11 protein-coding genes are annotated in these 13,151 nt (G+C 67.1%); 2 read left to right on the top strand and 9 right to left on the bottom strand.

The window, feature by feature from the left end; all coding sequences use genetic code 11:
- Positions 1-95 precede the first annotated feature (95 nt).
- Positions 96-2,591, top strand: a complete 2,496-nt coding sequence (locus NZL82_RS10290) for a sulfite reductase flavoprotein subunit alpha (protein ID WP_261269673.1) — start codon at positions 96-98, stop codon at positions 2,589-2,591.
- A gap of 71 nt (positions 2,592-2,662) precedes the next feature.
- On the opposite strand, the gene NZL82_RS10295 is transcribed toward NZL82_RS10290, so the two are convergent.
- Complete coding sequence (locus NZL82_RS10295; RefSeq protein WP_261269674.1) at positions 2,663-3,403, bottom strand: gamma-glutamyl-gamma-aminobutyrate hydrolase family protein; 741 nt, start codon at positions 3,401-3,403, stop codon at positions 2,663-2,665.
- Positions 3,400-4,374 (bottom strand): serine O-acetyltransferase EpsC, encoded by a 975-nt coding sequence (gene epsC, locus NZL82_RS10300; protein WP_261269675.1) that lies wholly within the window; start codon positions 4,372-4,374, stop codon positions 3,400-3,402. The genes NZL82_RS10295 and epsC overlap by 4 nt, the downstream gene beginning before the upstream one ends.
- A gap of 208 nt (positions 4,375-4,582) precedes the next feature.
- Here epsC and NZL82_RS10305 point away from each other — a divergent pair, with 208 nt between their 5' ends.
- Positions 4,583-5,602, top strand: coding sequence for a class 1 fructose-bisphosphatase (locus NZL82_RS10305; protein WP_261269676.1), 1,020 nt, complete (start codon positions 4,583-4,585; stop codon positions 5,600-5,602).
- A 275-nt stretch (positions 5,603-5,877) separates the two neighbouring features.
- On the opposite strand, the gene NZL82_RS10310 is transcribed toward NZL82_RS10305, so the two are convergent.
- From NZL82_RS10310 to NZL82_RS10340, 7 genes are all read right to left on the bottom strand, one after another.
- Positions 5,878-6,897: a LacI family DNA-binding transcriptional regulator gene (locus tag NZL82_RS10310; protein ID WP_261269677.1), complete on the bottom strand. Its 1,020-nt coding sequence runs from the start codon at positions 6,895-6,897 to the stop codon at positions 5,878-5,880.
- A 61-nt stretch (positions 6,898-6,958) separates the two neighbouring features.
- Entirely contained in the window at positions 6,959-8,641 is a 1,683-nt protein-coding gene (locus NZL82_RS10315) for a GMC family oxidoreductase (RefSeq protein WP_261269678.1), read from the bottom strand.
- A gap of 29 nt (positions 8,642-8,670) precedes the next feature.
- Positions 8,671-9,504, bottom strand: a complete 834-nt coding sequence (locus NZL82_RS10320) for a sugar phosphate isomerase/epimerase (protein ID WP_261269679.1) — start codon at positions 9,502-9,504, stop codon at positions 8,671-8,673.
- Positions 9,501-10,091, bottom strand: coding sequence for a gluconate 2-dehydrogenase subunit 3 family protein (locus NZL82_RS10325; protein WP_261269680.1), 591 nt, complete (start codon positions 10,089-10,091; stop codon positions 9,501-9,503). The genes NZL82_RS10320 and NZL82_RS10325 overlap by 4 nt, the downstream gene beginning before the upstream one ends.
- On the bottom strand, positions 10,088-10,897 hold the full coding sequence (locus NZL82_RS10330; protein WP_314732885.1) for a DUF1080 domain-containing protein: 810 nt from the start codon (positions 10,895-10,897) through the stop codon (positions 10,088-10,090). Before NZL82_RS10330 ends, NZL82_RS10325 begins: the two co-directional genes overlap by 4 nt.
- Before the next feature lie 17 nt (positions 10,898-10,914).
- Positions 10,915-11,835, bottom strand: coding sequence for a hydroxypyruvate isomerase family protein (locus NZL82_RS10335; RefSeq protein WP_261269682.1), 921 nt, complete (start codon positions 11,833-11,835; stop codon positions 10,915-10,917).
- Positions 11,832-13,136, bottom strand: coding sequence for a sugar MFS transporter (locus NZL82_RS10340; protein ID WP_261269683.1), 1,305 nt, complete (start codon positions 13,134-13,136; stop codon positions 11,832-11,834). Before NZL82_RS10340 ends, NZL82_RS10335 begins: the two co-directional genes overlap by 4 nt.
- Positions 13,137-13,151: the final 15 nt, after the last annotated feature.

Raw genomic sequence — 13,151 nt, forward strand, 5'->3', positions numbered from 1 at the left:
TTCCCCGACCGCTTCATTCTTCCCCCGTAACCATTGACGTGAACGGCGCGGCCAACTAACGCAAGTGATTATCAATAACAAGGGCTGATCAGCCGGTGGTTTCGACCCGTACGCTGCTGTTCCAGATTCACTGGTTCCTGGGGATCACCGCCGGGCTCGTACTGGCCGTCATGGGCGTCACCGGGGCGCTGATCAGTTTCGAGTCGGAGATACTGGCCGTTACGAATCCGGGCATCGTGACGGTGACACCGGGGCGCGGTGCACCGCTGCCTCCTCCGGCCCTGATCGCGCGGATCGACGCGCAGGTGCCCAATATCCACATCACGCGACTGACGATCGAACGCGACCCCAGCAAGGCCGTCTTCGTCAGCTATACCGTCGGCGATCGCAAGGAACGGCTATGGGGCTATGTCGACCCGACGTCGGGCCGGATGCTGGGCCCGCCGCGCGGGGCGGAATTGTTCGAGACGGTCGAGAATCTCCATCGCTGGCTGGCGCTGCCCGGCAAAGGGAATGGCATCGGCCGCCAGATTACCGGCTTTGCGGCGCTGTCGCTGATCTATTTCGCCTTGTCGGGCCTGTATCTGCGTTGGCCGCGCAAGCCATTGGACTGGCGCAACTGGTTCGTCCTCGACCTGCGAATGACGGGACGCAATCTGTACCGGGCGCTGCACGCGGTCATCGGTGGCTGGGTGTTGATCTTCTACCTGATCAGCGCGGGCACCGGCCTGTGGTGGTCCTATGACTGGTATCGCACCGGCGTCCGCCATCTCCTGTCGAGCGAACAGGCCGCGCATGGTCCGCGCGAAGGCGGCAAGCGCCGCCATGGCAAGGCGCAGGATGATGCACCGGTCGATCTGGCAAGCCTCTGGGGGCAATTCGAGCAGGCGACCGAGCATCAAACCTATGAGCGCGTCACCGCCTCGATCCGCGAAGGCAAGGCCCAGTTCCGCGCCAAGCTTCCCGGCGGTCGGCATGACCGCGTGTCCGACGAGGTGAGCATCGACGCCGCGACCGGGCGCATCGCTTCCAACCAACCCTATGCGCAGCGGCCACTGGGCGACGACATCCTGACCAGCGTCTATGAGATTCACCGCGGTGCCTATTTCGGGCTGGCCGGGCGGATTCTGATGGCGCTGGCCAGCCTGACCATGCCGCTGTTCACCATCACCGGCTTCCTCCTCTATTTCGCGCGGCGGCGGCGCAAGGCGGCGCTCCGGGCGGTGAATGCAGATAGCGCGTTGGTGCCGACCGACGCAGCGAGCACCCTGGTCGCCTATGCCAGCCAGACGGGCTCGGCCGAGCGCATCGCCCGACTGACGGCGCAGGCTTTGCCCGATGCCGCCGCGCTGCCGATCGCCTCGCTGACCGCCGATCAACTGACCCGGGTGAACAAGCTGTTTGTCGTCGCCAGCACCTATGGCGAGGGGGAGCCGCCGGACGCGGCGCGCGCCTTTGCGCGGACCATGGCAGAGCCGCCATCGGATCTGTCGCACCTGTCCTACGCCGTGCTGGCGCTGGGTGATCGGGAATATCCCGACTTCTGCGCCTTTGGTCACCGGATCGACCAATGGCTGCACAGCGGCGGGGCGCAGCGGCTGTTCGACGCGATCGAGCAGGATGGCGAGGATGCCGATGCGCAGCGCCTGTGGCAGCAGCAACTGGCCGGGCTCGGCGCGCGCACCGATCAACCGGACTGGGCCCCCGCCCCCATGGCCGACTGGCGGCTGGTCGAGCGGCGGTTGCTCAATCCAGGCAGCAGCGGCGGCGAAACCTGGCATGTCGCGCTGGAGCCGGTTGCGGCCCCCGCCTCCTGGGCGGCAGGCGACATATTGGAAATCCTGCCCCGGCAGGATCGCCGCCGTGTCGATGCTTTCCTGGCCGCCACGGGGCTGAACGACGCGCCCGACATGCGCGAGCGCCTGATGGACAGCATCCTGCCGACCGCAGCGGGCCCCGGCTTCGACGCTGCCACTCTCCGCCCGCTGGCGCATCGCGAATATTCGATCGCGTCGGTCGCGCCGGCGGGCCGGGCCGAGTTGATCGTCCGGCTGGCGCAGGCCGAGGACGGCCTGCCGGGGTTGGGGTCCGGCTGGCTGTGCCATGGCGCGCCATTGGGCGGCGTGGTGCGGGCGCGGATTCACGCCAATGCGGCGTTCCACTCCCCCGCCGATCCCGCCACGCCGATGATCCTGATCGGCAACGGCACGGGTCTGGCGGGCCTGCTCGCCCATCTGCGCGGGCGGGCGGCGAGCGGCGGCGGCCCCGTCTGGCTGTTCTGGGGAGAGCGGCATCCCGATCATGACGACTATCACCGCGACGAGCGCCGGGCGCTGTGCGATGCCGGGATAGCGTCGGGCATGACGACCGCCTGGTCCCGTCTGGGTCATGGCCCCCGCTATGTCCAACATGCGCTGCAGGACTCGGCGAAGCTGGTTCGCGAAGCGGTCGCCGGCGGCGCGGCCATCTATGTCTGCGGCAGTCTGAAGGGCATGGCGGGCGATGTGCACCGCGTGCTGACCGACATTCTGGGCGACGATCTGCTGGAGACGATGGCGGCGACGGGTCGCTATGCCCGCGACATCTACTGACCGGGTGCCCGATCATCGGGGCGATGGCACGATGGCAGCGAGAGGGGCGCGGAGGTCTTCGAACGTTCTGATCAGGCGCGACCCTGCATCGATTCCCCGAGCAATGTGAAGAAGCTGCGCGCCACATGGCATTGCGCGCCGTCCCATTCGGGATGCCATTGCACCGCCAGCACGTCCGCCCCACAGCCCGGTGCGCGGAATGCCTCGATCAGCCCATCCTCGCTGTCGCGCGCCTCGACCACCAAGCCATAGCCCAGCCGGTCGACGCCCTGCTGGTGGACCGAATTCACCTCCAGCCGCCGATGCCCGCTGCGCCCCGCCAGCACGCCGCCCGCCGCCAGATCGACAGGGTGATGATGACCGAACAACGCTTCGTAATCCTCGTCCCATGAGCCGCGATGGTGGCGCGGCAGCCCGCCCAGGCAGGTCAGCGTCCCGCCGAACAGCACGTTGATCTCCTGCATCCCCCGGCAGATGCCATAGACGGGCTTGCCGCGCTCGATCATCCGCCCCGCCAGCGCCAGGGCGACGCTGTCCCGCTCCGGATCGCACAGATGGCGGGCGAGATGGCCGCGATCCTCATATTGGGCGGGCTCGACATGCGACCGTCCACCCGTCAGCAGCAGCCCGTCGAGCATGTCGGCCATCGCGACCGGATCGACCGCCTCGCGCACCGCGGGAACCATGACCACATTCGCCCCGCACAGCCGCACCACCGGCTCGATGAATCGCGTCGCCACCGCCTGGATCGGGCGACCCGCGACCTCGTTCCCGCACATCAGTCCGACGATGGGCTTTGCCGTCCGCGTCATGCCGTGCCCTCCAATTCCTGCCGCAGTGCGCGCCCCTCCGCCCGCTGCAGGGCCCGCGCCTCGGGCTGGACCAGGACGCTGTCCGGCGCGACGTCGCTCAGCAGCCAGACATTGCCCCCGATCACCGAGCGCGCGCCGATCTTAACCCGACCCAATATCGTCGCGCCAGCATAGATGATGACATCGTCCTCGACGATCGGATGCCGGGCGAAGCGGTCGCGCGGCGAGCGCGGCGCCGTGCCCAGCGCCGATCGCGCGCCCAGCGTCACATGCTGATAGACGCGCACCCGCTCGCCGATGATCGCCGTCTCGCCGACGACGACGCCGGTGCCGTGATCGACGAAGAAATAGCGTCCGATGGTCGCGCCGGGATGGATGTCGATCCCGGTCCGCTCATTGGCGAGTTCGGAGATCATCCGCGCGACGATCGGCGCGCCCAGCGCATTCAGCTCATGCGCGATACGGTGATGCAGGCTGGCGACCGCACCGGGATAGCAGAGCAATATCTCGTCGACGCTACGCGCCGCCGGGTCGGCCAAGAAGGCCGCCTCGACATCGGTGTCGATCAATTCGCGCACATGCGGCAGGGTCGCGCCGAACAGCCGCGCGATCAACGCCGCCTGTTCGGGCGGGAAAGCGGCATCGGCGTCCTTCTGCCAATAAGCGAGCTCGGCCCCGATCTCCCGCTCCAAAGCGGTCAGCGCGGCGAGCAGCTTGGCGGCGACGAAGCGATCCTCCTCCACGCCCGCACCCCGGAAATGACCCAGGCGGCGCGGATAGAGCGCGGCAGCGACCAGCGCGACGACGTCCTCGACCCCGGCGCGCGACGGAAACCGTTCGACATCGCGCCCCGCATCCTGACGCTGGCGCCAGCCATGGCGAGCGGTGCGCAGCGAAGAGACGATGCCGTCGATCCCGGTCGCGGCGTCTTCCCCGGCGCGGGGGGTGGCGGTCAGCTTGCTGGTCGTCATCACGATCCTCCGACCCCTATCATATCCCAGTTCTTGAATGGGATATAACAGAAATGCTACGTCCCTATAAAGCACGCGCTTGTCTTAACGTGCGGTTGCGGATGCGGCGGGGCTTGGGCATGGAGGCGCGTGCCAGCATGGTTCGGCCCGGCGGGAAGGGAGCCCGCAAGGTCGATCGTCCCTATCCTATCCCCGGAGCCGTGCGACGATGACCACTCCACGCCAGACGACGCTGACCCGTTTCCTGATCGAGCAGCAACGCCGGTCGCCCGAAACCTGCCCCCCTGAGCTTCGCCTGTTGATCGAAACGGTCGCGCGCGCCTGCAAGGCGGTGAACCAGGCGATCTCCAAGGGGGCGCTGGGCGATGTGTTGGGTTCGCTGGGCAGCGAGAATGTGCAGGGTGAGGTCCAGAAGAAGCTGGACGTGATCGCCAACGACCTGCTGCTCGACGCCAATGAATGGGGCGGGCACCTCGCGGCGATGGCGTCGGAGGAAATGGAGACGATCCACCGAATCCCCAATCGCTACCCCAAGGGCGAATATCTGCTGCTGTTCGATCCGATCGACGGGTCGAGCAATGTCGATGTCGACCTGTCGGTCGGCACCATCTTCTCGGTGCTGCGCGCGCCCGAAGATTGCGCGGGCCGCGAAGTGACCGAGGCCGACTTCCTGCAACCGGGCCGGGCGCAGGTGGCGGCGGGCTACGCCATTTACGGGCCGCAGACCCTGCTGGTCCTGACCGTGGGCGAAGGCGTGTATGAGTTCACCCTCGACCGCGAACTGGGATCGTGGCGGCTGACCGACGGACCGATGCGCATTCCGGCGGGGACGCGCGAGTTCGCGATCAACATGGCCCGCCGCCGCCAATGGTCGCCGGGCATCGCCCGCTATATCGAGGAGCGTATCCAGGGCAGCGAGGGACCGTGCGGCGTCGATTACAATATGCGCTGGACCGCATCGATGGTTGCCGACATCCACCGCATCCTGAAGCGCGGCGGCGTGTTCCTCTATCCCGGCGACCATCGTGAGGCCGGCAAGGCCAAGTTGCGCCTGCTCTATGAGGCCAATCCGATGAGCTTCCTGATCGAACAGGCGGGCGGCGCGTCGATCGACGGGGCGATCCGCATCATGGATGTCGAGGCGATCGGCCTGCACCAGCGGGTCGGCGTCGTGCTGGGCGATGCGGAGGAAGTGGCGCTGGTCGCGGAATATGGCCGGACGGGGTGAGGGTTTTCCGTAGCCTTCGACTTAGCTCAGGCTGATCGGAGGGCGGGCCGGGTTATCGAAATCCAGACATCCCTTTGACCCCGGCGAAGGCCGGGGCCCAGTTACCATGTGGCTGGAAAAACGGGATGAACCTGCCTCCCCCCGCTTCGCCCGGCGCGCCATCGGCCGGGTGGCGCCTGGGCCCCGGCCTTCGCCGGGGTCGAAGGGATACCCCCCTCCGTTCAGCTTGAGCGAAGTCGAAGGCCAAGGGAATCCCTATCCGTCCGGTCCGCCCCCTAAACCCGCCCCACGGACTCCCGCAGCACCAGTTCGAAGTCCACCACCCGATCCTCGACCGTGCGCGAGCGTAGCGCCGTCAGCACCTGTTCGACCGCGCGGAACGCCATGTCGCCCACCGGCTGGCGGATCACGCTGAGCGGAGGCCAGACGCGGGCGGCGATCGCGGTGTCGTCGAACCCCGTCACCGTCAGATCGTCGGGCAGCCGCAGTCCCATGCGATGTGCCTCGCCGATCAGACCGGCGGCCATGTCGTCGCTGCTGCACAGGATCGCGCTGGGCCGGTCGGCCAGCGACAACAGGGTCCGCCCCGCCTCCGCGCCCGCGGCAGGCTCGAACCCGCCCCGCACGACCAGCATAGGGTCCACCGCCAGCCCGCTCGCCGCCATGCCGTCGTGAAATCCGGCCAGCCGCTCGTCCGCGACCGAAAAGCTTTGCGGTCCCGCCATGAAGCCGATGCGCCGATGCCCCGCCTGAGCGACATGGGCCGTCATCGCCGCCATCGCCGCGCGGTTGTCGACGCGTACGGTCGAGATGTCGGGCAGCCCCTGCCCGGTCGCGATCGCCGCCGCCGCGACGCCCAGTTCCTCGAACAACCCCGACCCGCTGAGCAATTCGGCAAAGGGCGGGACCAGCAGCACGCCCGCCGCCCCGCTCTGCACCAGCGCACGCACCGCCGCCGCCGCCGCCTCGCGGGTCAGCCCCTCCTCCGCCTGCGCGATGAACTGCAACCCGCGCGCATTGCTCGCCCGCAGCGCACCAAGCAGGACCGAGTCGATGAAGGGCGTCCGCTTGTCGCTATAGAGCAGCCCCAGGGTGGTGGCCCGCGCCTTGGCCAGACGACGCGCGGCGATATTGGGGACATAGCCCAGCGCCTCGATCGCGGCGAGCACCGCCGCGCGCGTCGCAGGACTGGCCCGGCCGACGCCGTTGATGACGTTGGATACGGTCATCGCCGATACGCCCGCACGCTCGCCGACCGCGCGGATGGTGACGCCTTCGGGCCTTTTGCTGCTCATAGGGGATGATCCGCTAGCGCAGCCATCCCCCCTTGGCTATCGGCGATCATCCGCCGTGCGATCAGACCGCCCCCGCCTTCATCCCCTTGACCGCATGATCGGCCGCGCGCGCAGTCAGCGCCATGAAGGTCAGCGAGGGATTCACGCACGATACGGACGTCATCTGCGCGCCATCGGTGACATAGAGGTTGGACGCGTCATGCGCCTGGCTCCATTTGTTGAGCACCGAATTGCGGGGGTCCGCCCCCATGCGCGCGCCACCCATTTCATGGATGGCGTCGCCGGGAACATGCTCCTGCTCGCCACTGGTGACGTTCCTTAGCCCCGCCGCACGCAGCATCGCTTCGCCTTCGCGCCGGGCGTCCGCCATCATCTTCAACTCATTGTCGCGGAAGGTCACGTCGAACTTCAGCAGCGGCACGCCGAAGCGATCAACCTTGCTCGGATGAAGCGAGATGCGATTGTCCTCATAAGGCAGGCATTCGCCGAACGCGCCCATGCTGAACTGCCACGGGCCATAGCGTCGCATGCCATGCTTCATCTCCGCGCCGAAGCCGACCGGCTTGGCCGCGTTGCGATAGGCCGAGCCCTGATAGCCATAGCCGCGCTTGAAGCCGAGCCCCTCGTCCCCCTTGAGGTTGCGGAAGCGCGGCACATAGACCCCGCCCGGACGGCGACCATATTCGATCAGATCGTCCATGCCAGGAATTTCGCCCGACACGCCGACGCGGAAGATATGGTCCATGACATAGCGGCCCAGCGTCCCGCTGCTGTCGAAATGGCTGCGCTCCGAGCCGGGCGCGCGCGAGTTCATCAGGATCTGCACCGACGCCATGGCCGAGGCGCAGACGAAGACGAGATTGGCGGCGACCGTCTGCGCCTGCCCCGTCTTCGCATCGACATAGCGGACGCCGGTGACCTTCTTGGCGGCAGGATCATAGTCGATCCCGGTCACCACCGCGTCCGATTGCAGCGTCAACCGCCCGGTCGCGCGCGCGGCGGGCAACGTCACGGCTTGCGTCGAGAAATAGGCGCCGAACGAGCATCCATTGCCGCACTGGTTGCGGAACTGGCATTTGGTGCGGTTCTGGTCGGGCTTGTCCTCGGTCATGTTGGACAGGCGGGTGTTGATCAGCTTGCGGCCCGGAAACTGACCCTCCAGCCGCTCCTTCAACCACTTCTCCGCGACGTTCATCGGGATCGGCGGCTGGAACTCGCTGTCGGGGAGATAGGGCAGGTTCTCGCGCGACCCCGATACGCCGATATATTTCTCGACATAGGAATACCACGGCGCGACGTCGTCATAGCGGATCGGCCAGTCAGCGGCGACGCCCTCGCGTTTGTTCGCCTCGAAATCGTCGGGGCTCCAGCGGAACGACCAGCGGCCCCAGATCAGCGACTTGCCGCCGACCGCGCCGGGGCGGATCCAGTAGAATTTGCTCCCCTCGTCATAGGCATAGGGGTTCAGCCGGTCGTCATTGTAGAATTTCTGGTTGCTGGGCGCGACATAGCCCTGTTTGGCGATGAAATAATCGCTCTCCACCAAGGGCTTGGGCATGATGTTGCGCGCGGGCACCTCGAAAGGCGGCTTGCCGTCATAGGGATAGCCCTCGCCATGCTCCACCATGACGCCCCGGTCGAGCATCAGGACGCGCAGGCCCTTTTCGGTCAGTTCCTTGGCGGCATAACCGCCACTGATGCCCGACCCGATCACGATCGCGTCAAAACGGTTCGTCGCCGCCATGGCCATCCTCCTAAATGTTTCTTATCGTTTTAGAATCGAAGCGCTTGCAGCGTCCGGAAACTGGTCGTGATGTCGGGCAGGTAAGGCGCGGGTGCCTGGTCGTTCTCGACATAGAAATGCTTCACGCCCGACAGGCCGTTGAGCTTGAAGATCGCAGCGAAGTCGATCTTGCCCGCCCCCACCGCGGTCATGCTGCCATCGGCGCGCGCATCCTTGACGTGATAGGCATAGATGCGCCCCGCCAGCCGCCGGATCAGCGCCGCCGCATCCTCGCCCGCATGGATCGCCCAGTACAGGTCGATCTCCAGCTTCACGAGCTTCGGATCGGTGCCCTTGAGCAGCCGGTCATACAGGCTGACGCCACCGGGCTTGTTGGTGAACTCGAAATCGTGATTGTGATAGGCGAAGCCCAGCCCCGCCTTCTTCAACTGCTCGGCGAAGCGGTTGATGTTGGGCAGCGCCGCATTCCAGCCCGCCTCGGTCCGATGCTCGTCGGTCATATAGGGCAGGATGACGGTGTCCGCGCCCAGCGTCTTCGCCATGGTCACGCATTTCCCGAAATTGCCGAGCAGCGCGTCATAGGGGACATGCACCGAGGGTGCCTTCAGCCCCAGCCGGTCCTGCGTGCGGCGGAGCATGGCATGGTCCATCGCGTCGTAACCGCCGCCGCCATATTCGATCTCGCGGTACCCGATCTTCGCCACCGCCTCGAGCGTCTTGACCGGATCGGCCGCGAACAGCTCGCGGATCGTGTAGAGCTGTAGCCCGATGGCGCCCAGCCGCGCGGCCTGCGCCATCCCCGGCAGCAGCGCGCCCGCGCCCAGCCCCAGCCCAGCGCCCATCAGCGAACGACGATCGATCATGCCGAATATACCTTGTTGACCTGAGAATAGGGGAAGGCACCGTTATACTCGCCGGGCACGGGCAGATATTCGCGTTCCTGCGTGATGCCGATCTCCGACGTGTAATAGCCGGTGATGACCAGTTGCCGGAACGGCTCGAAGAAGGCGCGGCCCTCGGGCAGCACGCCCTCCATCGCTTCGGTCAGCAGCGTGTCCTGCTGCGCCGCCGTCGCCTTGGCGGCGGGCACGCGGTGGACACTCTGGCTGCGCGCCTCGATCGCGTTCAGCCCGGCGATGATCGGCACCCGGTCGGCAGGCAGCGACCAGTCGGCCAGCATCTTCTCGATGAATTCGGGCACCCCGGCCGCGATCGCGCCGGGCGTATCGGTGGTCGGCAGCACGCGTTCGGCCAACGCGGTCATCGTCGCGCGCTGGACGGGGGTGAAGACCGCCACGCTGGGCGGGCCGTTCGAGATGACGGGAATAGCGCCGCGCGTCTGCTCGACCGCGCCCGCCGCACGGGCGATGGGCGCGAACAGCGCGGAGCCGAACATGGCGGTGATCCCCGCCAGGGCATGTCTGCGGTCGATATGGGGGTGGGCGATCATCGGGCATCCTCCGGCAGGTCCTGCGCGATCGCCTCGGGCGGCAGCGGGCGGACCCAGATGTTGCGGAACGAGACGGGCGAGTCGTGATCCTGAAGCTGGATCGGCGCGGCATCGCCATGCGCCTGGTATTTTTCGACCTGCCGCCAGACGGTGGTGCCCAGCATCGCCTGATGGTTCTGGACGACGACGCCGTTCAGCAGCGCGGTGACATAGGCGGGGCGGGTCAGCTTGCCATCGGCGGCAAAGCGTGGCCGCTCGAAGATGATGTCATAGCTTTGCCACTCGCCGGGCTTGCGCGCGGCGTTCACCAGCGGCGGCTTCCAGGCATAGACCGCCCCCACCTGCCCATCGGCATAGGTCGGATTATTATAGCCGTCGAGGATCTGGACCTCATAGCGTTGCATGAACCAGATGCCGCTATTGCCGCGATCCTGCGAACTCTTCTGTGGCGGGTTGGGCGAGCGGAATTCGAGGTGCAGCTGGACATCGCCGAAGCTCTGCTTGCTGACCAGCACGCTCTCCGCCTTGCCGTCGCGCGGCGGCACGGTCAGCACCCCGCCCTGAAGCAACCAGGGCTTGCCGCTGGCCGTCCAGGCGTCCAGCGAGCGCCCGTCGAACAGCACCACCGCATCCGACGGCGCACCGCCGGGCTGCGCGGCGGGCGTCACGACGCGCGGCGCGGGCCGGTCCGGATCATGGACATGCCATTGGCCGCCGGGCAGCATCGGCGTGTCGCGAAACCCCAGGCCCGGCTTGTCCTGGGCCGCCGCGCCGCTCGCCACGGCCAGCGCGATCAACGATAGCATCCGCATCGCTCCCCTCCTCATGCTGTAGGATCGATCGCGCGGTAGGCGGCGATCAGTCTCTCTTCGCCCGCGCGGCCCTTGACCGAATTGCCATGTTCCATGCCGATCACCCCGGCATAGCCCTGTGCCTTCAAGAAGCGGCAGATATTGGCATAGTTGATCTCGCCGCTGCCCGGCTCGTTGCGGCCGGGATTGTCGCCGAACTGGATATAGCCGATCTCGTCCCAGCAGAGTTTCATGGTCGGGATCAGATTCCCCGACTGGATCTGCTCGTGATACAGGTCGGCCAGCACCTTCACGCCCGGACTGTTCGCCCCGCGCGCCACCGCATAGCCCTCTGCGATCGACTGCATGAAGACGCCGGGATGGTTGGTCCGGGTGTTGAGCGGCTCCATCACCAGCGCCATTCCGTGCGGCGCGACGATCTCGCCCGCGCGGCGCATCACGTCGATGATCCGGCCCATCTGGATCGCAGGGTGAAGACGCTTGTCCATGAAGCCGGTGACCACGGTCATCCGCGTCGCGCCGACCCGCTTGGCGACATCGACCGCGCTGGTCACATCGGCCAGGAAAGCCTGTCGCTCGGCATCGTCGTCACCGCCCAGCAGCGGCCGGGACTCGGACCATTTGGGCATGGACGCGACGAACACGCCCATCGTCATTTTCCGGTCGCGCAGCGCCTTGGCGATCGCTTCCTGTTCGGCCACCGGGCGAAGGCGATATTCATTGTCCTCCCACGCCCAGAAACCCTGATCGGCGGCATAGGCGATCTGCTCGACCGAGCTGTCACCCCGGCTGGCGAAGCTGCCCAGATGCGGCGCGAAGCCCAGGGTGAAACGCGCGGCGTTGGAGGATTTGCCCGCCTTCTGCGCCGCCAGCGCGGCAACCGGCGCAGCGGCGGCAATCCCACCGAGGATGGTGCGTCGCGACCAGCTCATGCGACGGTCTCCATGACCCGGCCGCGAGGACGACGACGCTCGGCCAGCCAGATGCCACCGAAGACGAACAACAAGATCACCGGCACCAGCGCCAGCCGTGCAAAGGACTGCGACGCCGCCGCATCCTCGACCTGGCGCAGCGCTTCGCCGGTCAACCGCTTGAAGGCTTCCGGTCCACCGGCGAGTTCAACCTTGGCAGCATCGAACATCGCGCCGAGACGCGGCAGGACGAAGAAGCTCGCCAGCGCGCCCGCCGATCCGACCAATCCCAATGCCCAGGCCCCGCCGCGGGGATACCGCTCCGCAACCGACGCCAGCATGGTCGGCCACATCGCGCAGACGCCCAGCCCCCAGACGGTCGAGGCCAGGATCGCCGCCACCGGCGACTGCGCCCGCGACAACAGGAACAGGCCGATCCCCGCCATCAGGCTGGACACCCAGAGCAGCCCCGGATTGGACAGCCGCCCGGCGATCCGCCCGGCGAAATGGCGGAACACGAACATCAGCGCGCTGACATAGACGAGCAGCAGGATGCCGCGCATCCCGACGCGACTGCTCAGCGCCACGTCGAGCCACTGGCCCGGCGCCAGTTCGGACGCGGCGGTCAGGAACATCGCGCCGAACCAGACGAAGAAGCTGGGCCGCTTGAAGACTTCCGCGATCATCCCGCCGAAGCCGACATCGCGCACTTCGCGTGGGACCGGCGGGAAATGCGTGGTCGCTGCCATCATCAGCACGCCCAGCGCGGGAATCAGCACCAGCGCCATGATCGTCTGCCAGGACAGGACTTCGGCGAGGAGCACGCCCGCTAGTCCACCGACGATCAGCCCGCCGGGATACCAGGCGTGCAGCACGTTCAGCCGATGCGTCGTCTCGTCTGGATAGAGCCGCGCGGTCAGCGGGTTGATCGAGGCCTCCGCCAGTCCCCAGCCGATCCCGCTGAGCAGCATCCCGCCCCAGACGATGTGATAGACCGCCATGCCGCTGGCGACCTGTCCCGCCCCAATGATCGCCGTGGTGCCGACCAGAAAGCATAGTCCGCACCCGATCAGCATCCGCCGCGCGCCGATCCGGTCGAGCAGCGCGCTCGCCACGAACAGCGTCGCGGCGAAGCCCAGAAAGGCCGATCCCAGGGCCGATCCGATCAACTCCCCCGCCTCGACCGGTGCGATAGGATCGATCCACTGCGCCTTCAGGCTGCTCGCCACCGCCGCGCGCAAGGCCGCACTCGCGGCGGCCGTAAATAGGGCCAGCACGCTCAGCCAGAATAGTCGCGACCGATTGTCCGGTACCGCTTCCATGCCCCTCTCCCGCTT

Origin of the sequence: Sphingomonas sp. LC-1 (genome assembly GCF_025371035.1) — a bacterium.
GTDB classification, from domain to species: domain Bacteria; phylum Pseudomonadota; class Alphaproteobacteria; order Sphingomonadales; family Sphingomonadaceae; genus Sphingomonas; species Sphingomonas sanguinis_E.

What these genes read in the sequence shown, in the direction of transcription:
- NZL82_RS10330 (WP_314732885.1), bottom strand. Translation starts at nt 10,897, where the DNA reads ATGCTATCGTTGATCGCGCTGGCCGTGGCGAGCGGCGCGGCGGCCCAG.
- NZL82_RS10340 (WP_261269683.1), bottom strand. Translation starts at nt 13,136, where the DNA reads ATGGAAGCGGTACCGGACAATCGGTCGCGACTATTCTGGCTGAGCGTG.
- NZL82_RS10295 (WP_261269674.1), bottom strand. Translation starts at nt 3,403, where the DNA reads ATGACGCGGACGGCAAAGCCCATCGTCGGACTGATGTGCGGGAACGAG.
- NZL82_RS10310 (WP_261269677.1), bottom strand. Translation starts at nt 6,897, where the DNA reads ATGAGCAGCAAAAGGCCCGAAGGCGTCACCATCCGCGCGGTCGGCGAG.
- NZL82_RS10315 (WP_261269678.1), bottom strand. Translation starts at nt 8,641, where the DNA reads ATGGCGGCGACGAACCGTTTTGACGCGATCGTGATCGGGTCGGGCATC.
- NZL82_RS10335 (WP_261269682.1), bottom strand. Translation starts at nt 11,835, where the DNA reads ATGAGCTGGTCGCGACGCACCATCCTCGGTGGGATTGCCGCCGCTGCG.
- epsC (WP_261269675.1), bottom strand. Translation starts at nt 4,374, where the DNA reads ATGACGACCAGCAAGCTGACCGCCACCCCCCGCGCCGGGGAAGACGCC.
- NZL82_RS10320 (WP_261269679.1), bottom strand. Translation starts at nt 9,504, where the DNA reads ATGATCGATCGTCGTTCGCTGATGGGCGCTGGGCTGGGGCTGGGCGCG.
- NZL82_RS10325 (WP_261269680.1), bottom strand. Translation starts at nt 10,091, where the DNA reads ATGATCGCCCACCCCCATATCGACCGCAGACATGCCCTGGCGGGGATC.
- NZL82_RS10305 (WP_261269676.1), top strand. Translation starts at nt 4,583, where the DNA reads ATGACCACTCCACGCCAGACGACGCTGACCCGTTTCCTGATCGAGCAG.